12 protein-coding genes are annotated in these 18,960 nt (G+C 34.4%); 8 read left to right on the top strand and 4 right to left on the bottom strand.

Annotation, left to right across the window (positions count from 1 at the left end; all coding sequences use genetic code 11):
* Window positions 1–67 precede the first annotated feature (67 nt).
* Genes FYC62_RS12280 through FYC62_RS12270 form a run of 3 tightly spaced genes read right to left on the bottom strand, consistent with a single transcriptional unit; the run spans window position 68 to window position 3,319 of the window.
* The gene (locus tag FYC62_RS12280; RefSeq protein ID WP_149075137.1) at window positions 68–628 is read right to left on the bottom strand and encodes a hypothetical protein; all 561 of its coding nucleotides are present in this window, start codon (window positions 626–628) and stop codon (window positions 68–70) included.
* A gap of 32 nt (window positions 629–660) precedes the next feature.
* On the bottom strand, window positions 661–2,961 hold the full coding sequence (locus tag FYC62_RS12275; protein WP_149075136.1) for a TonB-dependent receptor: 2,301 nt from the start codon (window positions 2,959–2,961) through the stop codon (window positions 661–663).
* Window positions 2,962–3,001: 40 nt separating this feature from the next.
* Complete coding sequence (locus FYC62_RS12270; RefSeq protein ID WP_039454140.1) at window positions 3,002–3,319, bottom strand: hypothetical protein; 318 nt, start codon at window positions 3,317–3,319, stop codon at window positions 3,002–3,004.
* A gap of 128 nt (window positions 3,320–3,447) precedes the next feature.
* Here FYC62_RS12270 and FYC62_RS12265 point away from each other — a divergent pair, with 128 nt between their 5' ends.
* From FYC62_RS12265 to FYC62_RS12235, 7 genes are all read left to right on the top strand, one after another.
* Window positions 3,448–3,795, top strand: coding sequence for a hypothetical protein (locus FYC62_RS12265; protein ID WP_149075134.1), 348 nt, complete (start codon window positions 3,448–3,450; stop codon window positions 3,793–3,795).
* A gap of 254 nt (window positions 3,796–4,049) precedes the next feature.
* A complete protein-coding gene (locus tag FYC62_RS12260; protein ID WP_149075133.1) occupies window positions 4,050–4,748 on the top strand; it encodes a peptidylprolyl isomerase in 699 nt (232 codons plus the stop codon).
* A 58-nt stretch (window positions 4,749–4,806) separates the two neighbouring features.
* Window positions 4,807–5,574, top strand: coding sequence for an exodeoxyribonuclease III (locus FYC62_RS12255; RefSeq protein WP_149075132.1), 768 nt, complete (start codon window positions 4,807–4,809; stop codon window positions 5,572–5,574).
* Between the two features lie 310 nt (window positions 5,575–5,884).
* Window positions 5,885–9,040 carry a SusC/RagA family TonB-linked outer membrane protein gene (locus FYC62_RS12250; protein WP_149075131.1) on the top strand — a complete coding sequence of 1,052 codons (3,156 nt, stop codon included), beginning with the start codon at window positions 5,885–5,887 and terminating at the stop codon, window positions 9,038–9,040.
* Between the two features lie 9 nt (window positions 9,041–9,049).
* Entirely contained in the window at window positions 9,050–10,555 is a 1,506-nt protein-coding gene (locus FYC62_RS12245) for a RagB/SusD family nutrient uptake outer membrane protein (RefSeq protein ID WP_149075130.1), read from the top strand.
* 222 nt (window positions 10,556–10,777) lie between these two features.
* Window positions 10,778–14,008 (top strand): SusC/RagA family TonB-linked outer membrane protein, encoded by a 3,231-nt coding sequence (locus FYC62_RS12240; protein WP_149075129.1) that lies wholly within the window; start codon window positions 10,778–10,780, stop codon window positions 14,006–14,008.
* Between the two features lie 13 nt (window positions 14,009–14,021).
* Entirely contained in the window at window positions 14,022–15,548 is a 1,527-nt protein-coding gene (locus tag FYC62_RS12235; protein ID WP_149075128.1) for a RagB/SusD family nutrient uptake outer membrane protein, read from the top strand.
* A gap of 54 nt (window positions 15,549–15,602) precedes the next feature.
* Here the strand turns inward: FYC62_RS12235 and FYC62_RS12230 are convergent, their stop codons facing one another.
* Entirely contained in the window at window positions 15,603–16,490 is an 888-nt protein-coding gene (locus tag FYC62_RS12230; protein WP_149075127.1) for a S66 peptidase family protein, read from the bottom strand.
* Between the two features lie 216 nt (window positions 16,491–16,706).
* Between FYC62_RS12230 and metG the strand changes: the two genes are divergently transcribed.
* Complete coding sequence (metG, locus tag FYC62_RS12225) at window positions 16,707–18,767, top strand: methionine--tRNA ligase (protein ID WP_149075126.1); 2,061 nt, start codon at window positions 16,707–16,709, stop codon at window positions 18,765–18,767.
* The last annotated feature ends 193 nt before the right edge of the window (window positions 18,768–18,960 follow it).

Here is an 18,960-nt window from a genome sequence, read left to right as displayed (position 1 = left end):
TAATTCTAAATCAAAAAGCCCTAAGATTTTATCCTAGGGCTTTTTTATGTTTTTCAAAATCTTCGTATTAAATAGGATTTACCACATTTAAAGGGAAAGTAAATTCAAAATCAGTACTTCCAGGAGCAGCTGTACCGTTTTTAGTACCATTTGGCTGGTGTTTTAAAGTAACTCTTAAAGTGCCAGTTCCGGCAGTCGTTGTGGTTGCTGTTCCGGTTAAGCCTACGGGTAAATTGTTTCTATCTCTATCAGTAATATTTACAGTGATTAAGTTTGCTGGTGTAGCCGTGTAAACCAATAAATGCTCATAATTTTCTTCAACAATTTCTTCTCTGACATCTTCAGCAGGGCTTTCTGATTCATCTAAAATCTGTGTTACAGACCAATTATAAGTTGTATTAGGACGTAAGTTTAATGCGCCAATAACTGGAGCATTTCCACCATCTCCATCAATGTCTCTAGCTGTAACCGTTACCACATCATTAGCATTGGCTGTGTTGGTAAATCTTAAAGTTACAGTTGTAATTAATTCTTCTTCATGCACATGTGGCAATTCATCTTTTTTACATGCCGAAATACTTCCAACTAATAGGGCTGCAAAAGCTAAAAATTTAAATTTGTTCTTCATGTTCTTACTTGTTTTAATGTTAATAATTTGAGTTAAATTTTCATGTTTAATCTTACAATGATGTTTCGTCCGAGGTCATCATTAAAATACCTGAAGTTGTTTAAATAGTCTCTGTAACTTTTATTAAATAAATTTTGTGCACTTAAGCCTAAACCAATCATTTGCTTAGCAAATTTGATGTTACTGGTAAAATCAGCACCAAAAAGTGTGTAGGCTGCCGGTGGTAATAAGGGTTCTGCATTAGGGTTTACTCTGGTTTGTTGGGCAACATGCTGTACATTAAAATCTAAAAGATTGCTTTTCATGATTTTTAAATCAGGGATTTTAAAGCTCAAAGTAGCTGATGTTCTATCTGCCGGTATAAGTTCTAAAAAGTTATTGTTTGCCTTATTATAAGCCCTTACACCAGAATATTTTACGCTAATATTTAAATTATCATGAAGCTGATACGCTAAAAAAGCATCGGTACCATAAAAGCGAGCATCAACCTGTACATATCTTAAAACCCGGTAAGCGCCTCTGGTGGTAAGTTTTAATTCTTGGGTAGGTTGTAGGTAGATATAATCTTGATTAAAATCATAATAAAAGTTTAAATCTCCGGTAAGTTTACCCGATGTTTTACTTATTCCAGTACTTAGGTTCAAAGAAGATTCTTCCTTTAAATTCCTATCTCCAATAATATAAGCTGCTTGTGCTTGTACAATCCCATCAATAAACAACTCGCTTATTGCAGGCGGACGCCATGCTTGAGCAATAGTAGCATGAACTTTTAAACCTTCTTTCAATAAATAAGAGCTTCCTAAAGTACCTACTGTTTGGTTGAAATTAAATGCAGGTGTAATAATTGGGCTATTATTATCAAGCGGAACTTCTCTTAATTTAGCCTGCATATGTTTATAATCGAACCTTAATCCAGCCTCAATTTCCCAGCGCTTTTTAGACCATTTTTCTATAAAGTAAGCTCCGGTATTATAGCTGTCAAAAAATGGTATCAGGTAACTTCCATCATAAAAATTTTGTTGAAACATACCTGTAAGGCCAACTTTTCCGGTAAAATTACCTATGGGTTTATGCTCAAGATATAAATCAAGATTCTGAGTATTTAGTTCAAATTGTAATTGGTAACCACTTCTGCTAGCGGCTCTTACCAAGCTATATTCCTCGCGTATATTACGCTGAAAGCTATATTGTAAACCAGCTTTACCAAGCTTATCAAATAAATATGTTGATTTTAATTTTATAGTTTGATGTTGCACATCCTGATAAGGCCTGCCTATTTTATAAGAACGTTCTCCAATAATATCTGGGCGAGGTCTTTGGATAGCTTCTTGTAAATCTGTAGTACTGCCAATATTAGAGCCTGTAAAAATGCCCAATTTAGTATTAAAAGAGCTCGCAAAAAGTTCTGTACTTAAATGTCCCTTTTGATAACCTAATGTTAAAGAACCATTAAGTTCTCTAAAAGCGGTATTTGCTAAAACATAATCTGCTGTTTTGGCGTTTCCAGCTTGTTTTACGGTACTTTGTAAGCGCCACGCAAAAGTATGGGTTTTGTTAGCACCTTCAACTTTGGCAGATAAGGCTCCCATTTGGTTATTACTCATGGCAGCAAAATCTACTTCACCTTTAAATGTATTGTGAAAGTCAAGTGAAGCAGGCTCTATTAAAATTACTCCGCCTAGTGCATCTGGTCCGTATTGCACACTAGCAGCTCCCTTTACTACTTTAATCTCATGAGCTAAAAATGGGTCAACTTCTGGTGCATGTTCGCTTCCCCATTGTTGGCCTTCTAAACGCACTCCCGAATTAAAAATTAATACCCTGTTAGAGTGCATGCCATGTATCACGGGTTTAGAAACGCTTGGTCCGGTTTGAATAGAGTTTAAGCCGGGTATTTTTTTAAGAGATTCGCCTAAAGATTCGCCTCTGGTTAAAGCCAAGTCACGGTCTTTTAATTTAGCTGTACTTTGCAGTGGCGTTTCATTAACTTTAGAACCAATAATTTTTACGGTATTCAATAAAGATGAAGAAGGCTCTAAACTGATGGTTAAGTCTGTTTTTCCTTTAACATCAATAGCAACCATTTTTGAGCTATAACCTACAAAAGATACTTCCAGAGTGTAATTTCCGGGGCATAACTTATAAAAGTGGAAATGCCCATCAATTTCAGAAACTGTAGCCTGGTTTTCTTTTATCAGTTTAATGCTAGCACCAGGCAAAACTTTGCCATCTGCAGCATCTTTAACAGTTCCAAAGATGGAGAAGTCGCAATTTTGAGCCAAGCTCAATTCTGTAAAAATAAATAGGTTAATAAGTATTAATAAATACCTCATTAAGTGCAAAAAATTATCTGTAAAAAACTAAAGAGATGTTTTAAGACAGATAGAAAGGAGGGGCTTTATTAGAAAAAGATAAGCTTTTTGTAATGATAGCATCTTGGTAAATCCTGTGATAAACCGTTTCTTGTTGCAATACAAAAAGAAAAAAATCTTGCTTTAGAAGAGCAGCATTTTTATGAAATACATTTGCAGGTTTACAGCAATGTTGCTCATATTTATTCAGCTCGCAAGTATGGGTTTGCTCTTTTAAGTTTTGATGCTGATGTAATAGCTGGTGCAAAGGAATGGCAGAAAGCATTACTGCTACTAGCAGTAATAAACTTAATAACTTTATTCCTTTTTTATTACTCATCATTATAAACTGCTGCAAATATAGTTATTAACGCATAACATGCAACAATGTTTCATTACAGGTTTTTGTAAAATTAATCATACATAGTTTCTCTCTTTATTTGTAGGTATTAAATTATCTTTGTTGTAATGATACCAGCAGAAATCAATCATAAGTTTAATAAGTTACAGCAAATTCTGGCTAGCGATTTTGATAATGAAAAGCCAGATATGAAAGTAATTCTCTTTCTTATTGGTGTACAAGAGTTAGGAAAAGGCCCAAAAAAGTTTAGTAAAAGACAAAAAGAAGAATTGATGCATATTGCAACTTGTCGTCTATTTTCTGAAATGGGTTTTTACAAGTTAGAAGGTTTAGACCAAGACGGCTGGCCACATTGGAAAAAAATAAAACCCATTCCTAATTACACTTTATTAGAACAAGAAATGATTTTAAAATCTTTGATTGTCTCCTATTTTGAAAATTTATTTGATTTGTAACTAACCACCTAACCAACTAATCACCTAACAAACTAATCACCTAACCACCTAACAAACTAACCACCTAACCAACTAACCACCTAACCACCTAACCAACTAATCACCTAACCACCTAATAACCTAACCAACTAACCACCTAACAAACTAATCACCTAACCACCTAACAAACTAACCACCTAACCAACTAATCACCTAACAAACTAACCACCTAACCAACTAACCACCTAACCAACTAACCACCTAACAAACTAAACATGTATAAATTATCAAAAACCACCTCTTTAATATTCATTTTCATCTGTATAAGTACTTTTCTTTTTGCAGCAAAACCTAAAAATCAATATGTAAAAATTAGTACAAGCAAAGGTGAGGTTTATTTGATGTTGTACAATCAAACACCAAAGCATAGAGATAATTTCTTGAAATTAGTTAAAGATGGAACGCTTAATCAAACACTTTTCCACCGAGTTATTAAGAATTTTATGATACAAGGCGGAGATCCAACATCAAAAACAGCTAAAGCAGGAGATGTTTTAGGCGAAGGAGATTTAGGTTACCGTGTTGATGCTGAATTTGATACTACCCTTTTTCATAAAAGAGGAGTTTTGGCTGCTGCCCGAGATAACAATCCGGCTAAAGCATCTAGCTCATGTCAGTTTTACATTGTGCAAGGTAAAAAGTATACAGATAAAGAGCTTGATCAGATAGAGCAATATCGATTAGAAGGTAAAAAAATACCAGCCTACCAAAGAGAAATTTATAAAAGCATTGGTGGTACCCCTTTCCTAGATAGAAATTATACCGTTTTTGGGGAAGTTGTAAAAGGATTAGAAATGGTAGACGCTATCGCTGATGTAAAGGTTGATGGAAATAACCGACCTTTAGAAGACATAAAAATGCAAGTGACGCTTATGAAACCAAAAGAAGTTAAGAAACTAAAATTGAAAATTTAAAGAAGCTTATCTCTTTTAGTTTAAACTCATAACAGACAACCAATAACAGACAACAATCATGAAAATTATATCCTATAACGTAAACGGAATAAGAGCAGCTATAAATAAAGAATGGTTATCATGGTTGCAAGCTACAAATGCTGATATTGTTTGCTTACAAGAGATAAAAGCTACGCCAGACCAAATAGCAGATTTATTTTTAATAGAACAATTAGGTTATCATCATTATTGGTATCCGGCACAAAAAAAGGGCTATAGTGGTACCGCTATTTTAAGTAAAAAAGAACCCAATCATGTTGAGTATGGTTGCGGTATAGCCGAGTATGATGCAGAAGGAAGAACCATAAGAGCAGATTTTGATGATTTTTCTGTAATGAGTGCTTATTTCCCTTCAGGCTCTAGCGGAGAAGAGCGTCAGGATTTTAAATTTAAATTTTTGGATGACTTTTATGTTTACGCACAAGAATTAAAAGAGCAGTTCCCAAAACTCATCATTTGCGGCGATTATAACATTTGCCATAAAGCTATAGATATACACAATCCAAAATCTAACGCTAATTCATCTGGGTTTTTACCCGAAGAAAGAGCTTGGATGGAGAAATTCATAGAAAGTGGCTATATAGATACTTTTAGATATTTTAATGAAGACCCGCACCATTATACTTGGTGGAGCTACCGAGCTGGAGCCAGAGCTAAAAATTTAGGCTGGCGTATAGATTACCACCTAGCTACCAAAGCCTTAGAGCCTCATCTTAAAAGAGCCTCTATATTACCAGAAGCCAAACATTCTGACCATTGCCCTATAGTTTTAGAGTTAAGCCTATAAAGAATACTAAAGCTTAAATTAAATAATTCTTTTTGGTGATTTTATTGAATTATCATGATTTAAATCATAATAATTTAATAATTTAATCTTTAAAAATGATTTTTTTTAATAAATCAATTGTTTTATTGAAAATTCATCAATAATATTATTTGATGATTGTAAATATTAAAATTTTTTAAATAGCTGATTTTTAAGGTTTTAATGTTAAAAAACAAATTTTTTGTGTAAAAAATTTGTATGTAAGCATAACATAATATTATATTTAACATTAATTAACACTTTATTAACTAACTAACTTATTTCAAATCGTATGAAAAAACTTGTACAGAGTTTATTCATCTTGTTGTTTATTGCGGTAAATGCAATAGCACAAGAGCGTACCGTAACTGGTACGGTAACTTCCGCAGGAGACAAATTGCCCCTTCCGGGAGTAAGTGTAAGAGTAAAAGGAGCTAATACCTCAACTCAAACCAATTTTGATGGTAAATTCACTTTAAAAGTTCCATCATCTACCAATACTTTAACATTTTCTTTTATTGGGTTTGTAACTAAGGATGTATCTATCCCTAACTCAGGTAATTTAAATGTTACTTTAGAGGAGGATGCTAAACAGCTTTCTGAAGTTGTTGTTGTAGCTTACGGATCTGCCAAGAAAGAAGCTATTACGGGTTCTGTTGCAACACTTAATGCAAGTGCTATAGAAAACCGTGTTGTAACTAATATTACAAATGTTCTAGCAGGTGTTGCTCCGGGTATACAAATTGGCGCAACAAACGGGCAACCTGGTACTAGTTCTGCTGTGAGAATCAGAGGATTTGGCTCAATTTCGGCCTCCAATTCTCCATTATACGTATTAGACGGTTCTGTTTATGATGGGAATATTGGAGATATTAATGCAAACGATATTGAAAGTGTCTCCTTATTGAAAGATGCTTCGTCTTCTGCGTTATATGGGGCAAGAGGTGCAAACGGGGTTATCATTATTAATACTAAGAGAGGTAAATTAGGTGAAAGTAAGCTAAATGTTAATGTTACTCAAGGTTTCTCTGAGAGAGGAATAGAAGAATATGAAACTGTTGGTGCTTACGACTATTATCCATTGTATTGGCAAGCTTTAAGAAATAGTAGAGTTTATCCAAGACCAGGTAATACAGCCTTAACGCCGGCAGCAGCAGCTACTTTCGCATCTAATAATACACCAACACAGTTGGTATATAATCCGTTTAATGTTCCAGCTAATCAAATATTAGATGCTAGTGGTAAAATGAACCCTAATGCAACTCTACTATACAATGATTTCGATTGGTTTGCCCCATTAGAAAGAACTGGTTCTAGAACTAATGCTGATTTAAGTTATAGTGGTAGCAACGGGAAATCTGATTACTTCGTATCATTAGGCTATTTGAATGATAAGGGTTATTTAGAAAAGTCTGATTTTAGAAGATTTAACGCTCGTATGAACGTTAATACGCAGGTTAAGAAATGGTTTAAAACTGGTTTAAATTTAGCCGGTAATCTTTCTGATGCTAGCTTAGCACAAGATGCTTCTACAGATAATGCAGCTTCTTTTGTGAACCCTTTTCAGTTTTCTAGGAACATGGGACCAATATATCCTGTAAGAGCGTATAATTCAACTGGTCAGCCAGTTCTAACTCCTACAGGTCAACATTTTTATGATTATGGACAACATCCAGGCGCTGTTAATAGACCTGCTGGTGCAAGTCCGGGTAGACATGTAATTTATGAAACCTTATTAAATGATGTGTTAAACAAACGTGTAGCATTAAATGCAAGAACTTATGCCGAGATTAAATTTTTAAAAGATTTTACATTTCGACCTAGTGTTAATATTGATTTGCGTCAATCTAATTCTACAGAATTTAGAAATCCAATTGTAGGTGATGGAAACGGGAGTAATGGTTTTGTATTTAGAAGAAATGATTTAACAACTTCATATACATTTAACCAAATTTTAACTTATGATAAATCTTTTGGAAAACATAATATAAATGTTTTAGCAGGACATGAAAATTATGATTATCTCTTTCAAAGAAATGATGCTTCAAAAGTAAATCAGGCATCTGCTGGTAATACAGAGTTTGCAAATTTCGTAACTCCTCTAAGTACAGGTGGTTTTAGGGATACTTATAGAATAGAGTCTTATTTAAGTAAAGCTTCTTATAACTACGATGAGAAATACTTTTTTGATGCTTCATTAAGGAGAGATGGTTCTTCTAGATTTTCTAAAGATGCAAGATTTGGAACATTCTTTTCTTTAGGCGGTTCATGGTCAATCAATAAAGAAAGTTTTATGGAGAAAGCTACATGGATTGATGATTTAAGATTAAAAGCATCATTTGGAGAAGTAGGAAATGATAATTTAGATAGCTATTATAATTATCAAGCGCTATATGATTTAGGATTTAATAATAATACAGAACCAGGTTATCTATTAAGTAGCTTACCTACCCCTAATTTGAAGTGGGAAACTATTCAAACTTTGAATGTTGGCGTAGCTTTTTCATTATTTAAAAGTAGATTGACAGGGGAGTTAGAAGTATTTAATAGAGCTACTACAGACTTATTATTTTCTGTTCCACTACCTTTGTCTAATCCTGTTACTTCAATAAGGCAAAATGTGGGTAACATGAGTAATAAAGGGATTGAATTACAATTGGGTGGTGATCTTATAAGAAAGAAAAATTTTACTTGGAATATTTTAACTAATTCTTCTATTATTAGAAATGAAATTACCAAGCTACCAGCTGAGACTCCAACCATAACAGCTGGAACTAAGCGTTATGAGGTAGGTCAAGATCTTTATCAATTCTATTTACGTCAGTATGCTGGGGTAGATCCTTCGGATGGTTCGGCTTTATTTATCCCTACAGCAACTGCTACAACAGAGTTAAGAACAATTGATGGAAAAACGTATACCACAAATTTTAATAATGCTGAATTTGCTTATATGGGTTCTGCTATACCAGACTTGTTTGGTGCTGTAACTAATACCTTTAATTACAAAAATCTTCAACTATCTGTGTTGATTAATTACCAAATTGGTGGCAAGTTTTATGATGGCCAGTACGCAGGTTTAATGGCTATCAATACTTATGGTAAATCTTTACATACAGACGCTTTAAACGCATGGACGGAGACAAATACTAATTCTCCTTTCCCAAGACTGGATGTTAGTAGCTCCACTTTCTTTACAGCTCAATCTTCAAGATGGTTAATAGATGCTTCTTATTTATCAATTAGTAATGTTAACTTATCATATACATTACCTAAAAAGTACATCAGTAAGTTAGATTTAAGTAATGTAAGAGTGTTTGCTTCTGGAGAAAATTTAGCATTATTTGCTAAAAGAAAAGGATTAAACCCAACAGAGGCGTTCACAGGTGTTAATAGTACTACGTATGTACCAAGCCGTACTGTTGTATTTGGGTTAAGTGTTAATTTATAAAAGATAATTATGAAAAATAAAATATTTGTTACAGTTGCGGGGGCTTTAATCCTCTCGCTCGCTTCTTGTAAAGAAGATTATTTAGAAACAACACCTACGAATCAGGTTGATAATGCATCAGTATTTACAACAACTACTAATGCAAATACTGCTCTAAATGGAATTTTGAGATATATGTTCGAAAGATATGATGCTCAAAATCAACCAGGGGTTGGAGGTATTATGCTACACATGGATTTTATGGGTGACGATATTACACAGCCAGGTGCAGCTTGGTATTCGAACGACTCTGGTTCTTGGGTTTCTCATAGAAATGAAATAAGCGCTTTTACTAGCTATTGTTACCGTTTCTTTTATCGTGTAATTGGTAATGCCAATTATATCATTGATAATATTGATGGGGCAACAGGTACTGATAGTGAAAAAACAAGAATTAAAGCGGAAGCTTTGACATTAAGAGCTTATGCTCACTTCTTTTTAGTGCAATTATATGGCAAAAGATATGATGCTTCTGCTAAGCCAAATACTCAATTAGGTGTTCCTTTAATGATTTCTTCAACTGAATCTAATAAACCAAGAGCAACTGTTGAAGAAGTTTATGCTCAAATAGTAAAGGATTTAGATGATGTAATTGCTTTAAATGTTTCTACTAGAGTAAATAAAAGTCATATTAATGTTAATGTAGCTAAAGGTCTAAGAGCAAGGGTTGCATTAACTATGCAAGACTATCCTAATGCCATTAGATTTGCTAAAGAAGTTATTGATGCTAATCTTTTTCCTTTAATGACTAGCGCTGTTTATCAATCTGGTTTTAATGATGCAACTGCTTCTTCTGAATGGATGTGGGCATCAATGCCATCAGCAGATCAAGCCGATACTTTTGGTTCATTCTTTTCTCAAATTGCTTTTAATGCCAATACAACTTACATGAGAGGGAATCCAAAAAGTATCAATTCTGCAACCTACAATAGAATGTCTTCAACTGATGTTAGAAGGAGAATGTGGGAGCCAGTGGCAACTGCTACAAATTTTCCTTTACCAGCAGCTACTTTTTCAAGAGCTCCTTTCATGAGTAGAAAATTCTCTGTAAAAGTGGTAGGGCAGCCAACTTTAGGTGATGTACCTTTATTGAGATCTGCTGAGTTGCATTTAATTTTAGCAGAAGCGTATGCAAGATCTACTCCTGCGCAAACTTCCTTAGCACAAGATGCTCTATTTGTATTAACATCAAGGAGAGAAGCTAGTACAGTTAAGTCTACAAATACCGGAGATGCTTTAATCGAAGAGATTCTTTTAAATAGAAGAGTTGAACTTTGGGGTGAAGGATTTAGATTCTTAGATTTAAAAAGACTAAACTTACCATTGGATAGATCAGCAACTGCATTTCCTAATTTTGTTTCTGCATCATTTCTAAATAAAATTTCAGAACCTGCCGGAACTAATCAATGGCAGTTTTTAATTCCTAGAAGAGAAATGGAATCTAATACTGGTTTAGTAGGACAGCAAAATCCTTAATAGTTATTTATATTAAAGCTTAAGTCCTTTAGAATTTAATTCTAAAGGACTTTTTTAATTTACCTTAAATATGTTAAACCTTAATAATAAAATTATTGTATTGTTAAGCCTCTTTTATTATGATATCAATATTTTTTTTTTAATAACATTATAAAAAATAAAAAATAACATTATATTTAACATTAATTAACACTTTTTATTAACTAACTTATTTCAAATCGTATGAAAAAACTTGTACAGAGTTTATTCATCTTGTTGCTTTTTGCAGTAAATGTAATTGCGCAAGAGCGTACCGTAACTGGTACAGTAACTTCCACTGAGGATGGACTGCCTCTTCCTGGTGTAAGTGTAAAAGTTAAAGGAGGTAGTGCAGCTACCCAAACGAATGCCAATGGTAAATACAGTATTGGTATTTCTTCTTCTTCTTCTGCGGTATTAGTTTTCTCTTTTATAGGAACAGAAACTAAAGAAGTAAATGTTTCTACATTAAGTTTAATCAATGTTAGTCTAAAAGCAAGTTCTTCAGAATTAAGTGAAGTCGTTGTTGTTGGTTATGGAACTAGTACAAAAGAAGCATTTACTGGTTCTGCTAAAGTAGTTAGCGGAGAAGCTTTAGATAGAAAAAATGTTTCAAATGTTTCTCAAGCATTAGCGGGTGAAGTTGCCGGTGTAAGAGTTATTAATACTAGTGGTCAGCCAGGAACGGTAGCTACAATTCGTATTAGAGGGCTTGGTTCTGTTAATGGAAATAGAGATCCATTATATGTTGTTGATGGGGTCCCTTTTTCCGGAGGATTAAATTCAATTAATCCTTCAGATATTCAATCTGTAACTGTATTAAAAGATGCTGCCGCAACCTCTATCTATGGTGCTAGAGGTTCAAATGGTGTTGTTGTTATAACTACAAAAAATGGGTTAGGTCAGCAATCTTTTATAGAAGTTGATGCAAACTTTGGAACTAATAGCGCTGAATTGCCAAGATATGATGTTATCAGATCTCCTGAACAGCATATAGGTTTAAGCTGGGAAAGTATTTTTAATAGAGGTAGGATTATAAATAATGCAAATCCTGTGAATTATGCTAACGCCAGATTGTTCACTAGCCAAGGAATTGGCCCGTATAATATATGGAATGCTGCTAACGCCGCTGCTTTAATTGATCCAGCAACTAAGTCTGTAAGAGCAGGTATAACAAGGAAATATGATCCAGAAAATTGGGAAGATTATGCTTTTCAAGCTTCTAACAGAAAGGAAATCAATTTAAAATTTGGTGGGTCATCAGATAAAACTAATTATTACACATCTTTCGGCTATTTAAACGATCAAGGTTATTCAATAAATACAGATTTTGAAAGATTATCTGCTCGTTTAAACTTGACTCAGCAAGTTAATAAATGGATTAAAGCTGGTCTAAATATTAACTATGCTAGATCTGAGAGTAATAATAATGGTCAAGGAGAGACTTCAAATAGTATTTTTTGGTTGGCAGATAATATGCCATCAGTTTATCCGCTATTCTTAAGAGATGCTAGTGGAGGCTTCGTTGCAGATCCAATATTTGGAGGTAATCAATTTGATTATGGTTCAGGTAGAGGTTTTGCCGGGTTAACTAATGCAATAGCCGATGCTACTTATAATGTTATAAGAAATAATAGGAACGAAATTAATGGAAATGCTAATTTAGATTTTAAAATTGCTGAGGGATTAACCTTTGAAAACAGGTTAGGGGTACAATATTTTACTAATAAGGGCATAAGTAGATTTAATAAATTTTATGGAGCGGCATCTTCTTCTAATGGAAGAATAGTTCAACAGGTTACAGATTTATCTTCATATAATTTATTGAATTTATTGAGATATAATAAAACTTTAGGTAATCATAGTTTTGAAGCTCTAGCAGCACATGAAGCTACAGATTGGAATCGTGATTTTACTGAAGGTTCAGGGTTTAATTTAGTTGATAATAATCTTCTTAATTTAAGCAATGCTGTTGTTTCAAATCCAAATGAGGGTTATACAGAGGGATATTCGATAGAAAGTTATTTTGGACAGTTAAATTATGACTTTGATAAGAAGTATTTCTTATCAGCTACTGTAAGGAGAGATGGATCTTCAAGATTCACCAAAGATAAATGGCAAACTTTTGGATCAATAGGTGCTGGATGGTTAATCACGAAGGAAAACTTTATGGCTAATCAGAATATCTTCGAAAGCTTAAAACTAAAAGCTAGTTATGGTTTGATAGGAGATCAAGCTGGTGTAGGTTTTTATCCAGGACTTAATTTATCTACTATAGATAATTTGAACGATCAACCTGCAATCGCTCCTCCTAGAGTTGGTAATCCTGATTTAACTTGGGAAACATCTCAAATTTTTCAAACTGGACTTGAATTTGACTTAGGGCAATATTTATCAGGAACTGTAGAATATTATTTAAAGAATACCAAAGATTTAATTTTCTTAAGAGGTGTTGGTCCTTCTGCTGGTTACGCCTCTATACAAGTAAATGATGGAGTACTAAGAAATAATGGATTAGAGTTTGAATTAACATCTAATTTCATCAGAAAAAGCAATGCAAAATTAGGAGTTAGTATTAACGGCGAGATTTTTAGTAATAAAATAACAAAAATGCCTATTGAGCCAGCTACTGGTCTTCCAAAGGTTATTGATGTTCAATCTCCATATGCTTTAGGTGTAGGAAGGTCAATATTTGACTTCTACATGAGAGAATGGGCTGGAGTCGATCCTGCTGATGGTGCACCAACTTGGACTGTCAAATACATAGATGGTAATGGTAATTCTACATTTGATAGTGGAGAGGAAATTGTTAATCTACCGCTTTTCTTATCTCAAAATCCTAATCAGGCTAATGATATTTTACAATCTACTACTAAAACTTATTCTGAGGCTACCTCAGATTATACAGGTAAATCAGCAATCCCAGATTTAAGAGGGGCCTTGAATTTATTTGGAGGGTATAAAGGATTAGAACTTAATGTACAGTTTCTTTATAGTTTTGGAGGCTATGCATATGATTATAACTACGCTGACTTAATGCACAGTGGTTTTGGAGGTAGTAATAATTGGCATACTGATATCTTAAATAGATGGCAAAGTGTTGATAATCCCGGAAATGGAGAAGTTCCTAGATTATCTAATGATTTTGATGTAAATACTAACTCTTTATCAACTCGTTTCTTAACAAAAGCCAATTATATAGCTTTAAATAATGTTAGATTAGGATATACTATACCTGCGAAATATATAAGTAAATATGGCGTGAGCGGATTATCACTTTGGGTTTCAGGAGACAACTTATGGATTACAACTTCTAGAGATGGTTTAAATCCTTCAGTTGCAGAAGCAGGTAGTTCAGCAAGAGCCGGTAGTCAAAGTAGATATTTATATGCTCCTTTAACAACTATTTCTGCTGGTTTGAGAGTTAAACTTTAAAAAATACATTACGATGAAAAAAATATTTTATATTTCTATAACTACAGTTTTTTCCATTTTAATGGTAAGCTGTAAAAAGGATTTTTTGGAAAAATTACCAAATGAGGACCTTTCTACTGAGCAAATTAGTGAAGCTGCAAAGCAAGATCCATCTTTGTTGAATGGAAGTATTGCTGGACTTTATGCAACAATGTATACAGAATATACTGGTGGTACATCAGGAGATGATGATTTTGGACAAAAATCTTATGATCTTTTCAGTGATATTTTGTCTGCCGATGTTGCTGTAGGAGGTGTCACTTATGGTTGGTATTCTGGTATTGCACAGCTTCAACCAACAAGGGATTTTACTCGAAATGAGGCTTATATGCCATGGCGTTATTACTACAGGATTATATTCGGTGCTAATAATGTTATTGACGCCTTAGGTGGAACAGATGCCGTACCAACTGCAACTGCTCAAAAGCATATCATGGGGCAAGCCAAAGCTATGAGAGCCTATGCATATTTTTACTTAACTCAGCTATATGCAAGAGAAGGATATGGAACTGGTAATGAAAAAATTCTCCCATTGTATAAAACGGTATCTAATAACGTACCATTAAGTACATCAGCTGAAATTTATAGTTTAATAATTGATGATTTAACTAAGGCTGTAGATTATCTAAGTGATTTTAATAGGAGATCAAAAGATCAAATTGATCAATCAGTTGCAAAAGGCTTATTGGCTTATGCTCTATCTGCAAGAGGAACTAATGCAGATTTACAACAGGTGGTTACGCTCACAAATGATATAATAGAAGATTACGATTATCGCCTAACTAATCAGGATGAGACAGTTGCAAGGTTTGATGCAAATGGTAATGTAATAAATTCACAATCAGGATTCAATAATGTTGCTACTCCAAGTTGGATGTGGGGTGTAGATATCACTATTGCTTCTAATGTTGATATTACTTCTTGGTGGGGTGCTTTTGATGTATTTACCTATGGTTACCCATCTGTTGGAGATACAAAAGTCATAGATGAAAATCTCTATAACACTATGAGACCTGATGACATAAGAAGAGGTCAATTTGACGATTTACCTCAATTTGGTTTGACGGGACTAATACCTATAAATAAATTCTTTGATCCAGGAAGGCAATTAGATGGTCAATTAAATGTGACTACAGATTATATCTATATGCGTGTTGATGAATTTTATCTATTAAATGCAGAAGCTAATGCTAAATTGAATCAAGATGCTCCTGCTAGAGCTAGGTTAAAACAATTATTGAATTTAAGACTAACAAATGGTACTGCTTATGTTGATGCATTAAGTGGTCAAGCGTTAAGAAATGAGATTTATCTACAAACTAGGTTAGAACTTTGGGGTGAAGGTAAATCATATTTAGCGATGAAAAGAAATAAGGCAACAGTAACACGTGGGCCTAATCATTTATTTTTAGATGGACAATCTTTTGCTTATAACTCTGTGGATTTAACTTTTCCAATTCCTCAAGCTGAAGTAATTAATAATCCATTACTTAATCAATAGTAACTAAGTAGCTATAACAAAAAAAAGGAGGTCAATTTGACCTCCTTTTTTTGTTTAAAAACTTAGCTTGCAAAGCTCTCCTATCTCAACCCTAACCTCCTCACCCAGCCTCAAAGCACAATTATCTTTAATATGCCCAGCAGGGAAATTAAAGGCTACAGGGTAATCATATTTCTTTACAACAGTATGTATAATCTCTTCTACAGAAAATCCAAAAGGGATGTCATTATCCTTTAAATCGGTAAAACCACCCACAAGTAATCCTTTTAATTGAGATAGTTTGCCAGCTCGATCTAGCGCTCTTATCATCCTATCAATAGCATATAAATACTCTCCAACATCTTCAATAAACAGGATTTTATCTCTATAATCGATATCACTGGCAGAACCTAGTAAAGAAATTAGGATACTTAGATTACCTCCAATCAATTCGCCAGTACAAGTACCTGGGATGTGGAGTGGATGACTAGGGAATTCATATTGTAAAGCTTCTCCAAAGAGTGCTTTTCTGAGGCTCTCTAAACCTAAAGCGGTACTATCAGGAATGGTAACAGGCATTTGCCCATGTATGCTTTGTAAACCTAATTTTTGCAAGTGCATGTGGAATACCGTAATATCACTGAAACCTACAATCCATTTAGGGTGGGATAAAAGGGGAGAAAAGTCAATCTGATCTATAATCCTAACCGAGCCATAGCCTCCACGAGCAGCAATAATAGCTTTAATATCTTGGTCATCAATAAAACGCTGAAAATCCTGAGCTCTTAATTCATCAGTGCCAGCAAATTGATGAAATTGTGCATGAATAGTATCCCCTAATATGACATCTAATCCCCAAGATGATAACAATTTTATAGCATCATCCATTGGCTTTATTAAAGATTTCGCCGGGCAAGTGATGGCAATTTTATCGCCAGCTTTTAGAAATGGGGCTTGTAACATGTATCAAATATAACGTAAAGTATAAGAGGTGATGAAATGTGGATTTGTTTTTTTGTTTTAAATACTTACTAAGTAACTGATAACCGGCAACCCACAACTCGCAACTGATAACTAGCAACTGATAACCGACAACCAACAACTCCAAACTGATAAACTACTCATCTTTATGCTAAATAATATATCTTTGCAAATTCATAGAAATACAGATATATAGCTTTGGGACAAGATAAATTTAAAAGATATACCATTACTGCTGCACTACCTTATGCTAACGGACCAAAACATATTGGCCATTTAGCTGGTGCTTATATTCCGGCAGATTTATATGTACGTTATTTACGTTTAAAGAAGAGAGATGTAGTTTTTGTATGTGGTTCTGATGAGCATGGTACAGCCATAGCTAATCAGGCTATGAAAGAGCAAACTACACCCAGGGCTATTATTGATAAATATCATGAGCTTAATAAACACAGCTTCGAGAAGTTAGGAATATCTTTTGATATTTATCATCGCACCAGCGAGCCAATTCATCACGAGACCGCTCAGGATTTTTTTAGAAATCTTAACGAAAAAGGGATTTTTAAAGTTGAAACATCAGAACAATATTATGATGAAGAAGCTAAGCAATTCTTGGCTGATAGATATATTATAGGTACATGCCCTAGCTGCGGAAACGATGGTGCTTACGGAGACCAATGCGAAAAATGCGGAACTTCTTTAAGTCCTGAAGAGTTAATCAATCCAAAATCAACCTTAACCGGAAATAAACCTGTAAGAAAAGAAACTAAGCATTGGTATTTACCTTTAGATAAATATGAAGGCTGGCTGAAAGAGTGGATTTTAGAAGGGCATAAGCATGATTGGCGCACCAATGTATACGGCCAATGTAAAAGTTGGATTGATGGCGGCTTACATCCAAGAGCCGTTACGCGTGATTTAGATTGGGGAATTAAAGTTCCGGCAGAGGGGGCAGATGGCAAGGTACTATATGTTTGGTTTGATGCACCCATAGGTTACATCTCTGCAACAAGACAATGGGCGCTAGACCATAACAAAGATTGGGAGCTGTATTGGAAAGATAAAGAAACCAAATTGGTGCATTTTATAGGGAAAGATAATATTGTTTTCCATTGTATTGTTTTTCCGGTGATGTTGCATACCCAGGGCGAATTTATTTTGCCTGAGAACGTTCCGGCTAATGAGTTTATGAACCTAGAAGGCGATAAAATGTCTACTTCTAGAGGTTGGAGCATAGAGATGCATGAGTATCTGGAAGATTTTCCTCATAAGATTGATGAGTTAAGATATTACCTCACTGCCATTGCACCAGAAACCAGCGATAGCGAGTTTACTTGGAAAGATTACCAAGCAAGAGTAAATAACGAGTTGGTGGCTATCTTAGGTAATTTTGTGAATAGGGTCATGATTTTGATGCATAAATACTTTGATGGTATTGTTGCTGGCTCGGGTAAAATAGACCTTTCTGATAAAGCTATTAACGAAGCTATAGGTAATTGTTATGATGAGGTAGAGCAAGCATTTGAGTCTTATAAATTTAGACAGGCACAAACAGCAGCCATGGAAATTGCCCGTTTGGGTAATCGATATTTAACAGAGCATGAGCCTTGGAAAGCTTATAAGGAAAATCCGGAAGCTGCTAGAGAAGTTTTACATAATTGTTTACATATTATAGCGCATGCTGCAACCTGTTTACAAGCATTTTTGCCCAACACTGCCGAAAAGATTTTTGCTATGTTGAATCTTAAAAATAATTTATCTTTTGATGACGAGATTGTTTTTGAAGGCGGCCATCAGTTAAATACAGCAGCTTTATTGTTCGAGAAAATTGAAGATGAGGTGATAGAGCGCCAAATTCAAAAATTAATAGCAAAAAAAGCATCTTTAGAGCAAGTAAAAGAGGAGGCTAGTGCTGTAGCTCCTGCTAAAGAAAATATCAGTTTCGAGCAGTTTTCTGGCTTAGATATAAGAACGGGAACTATTTTAGAAGCCGAGAAAGTTGCTAAAACAAAGAAATTGCTGAAACTAAAAATTGATACCGGTATTGATGTGAGAACAGTAGTATCTGGTATTGCAGAGTTTTACGAAGCAGAAAAAATCATTGGACAGCAAGTGAGTATACTTGTAAACCTAGAACCAAGAGAAATTAAAGGAATTTTATCTCAAGGGATGATTTTAATGGCCGAAAATTCATCAGGAAAACTTAGTTTTGTAGCACCAACAGAAAGTGATATTAATAACGGTTCTGTAATTAGGTAATTTTTTGATTGACGAGTTTGGATTTAATTCGTAAATCAAAAATTGAAAGGTCCCGTAGTTCAACGGATAGAATACCTGCCTGCCGTTAGGTAGGCCTGCCTGCCGTTAGGTAGGCCTGCCTGCCGTTAGGTAGGCCTGCCTGCCGTTAGGTAGGGAAGTTTCTTGAACTTTAGACTGTGGGGTACAAAAAAAC

The sequence above is a fragment of the Pedobacter aquae genome, assembly GCF_008195825.1.
In the GTDB taxonomy this organism is placed as follows: Bacteria; Bacteroidota; Bacteroidia; order Sphingobacteriales; family Sphingobacteriaceae; genus Pseudopedobacter; species Pseudopedobacter aquae.
This window is presented reverse-complemented; position numbering and strand designations above follow the sequence as displayed.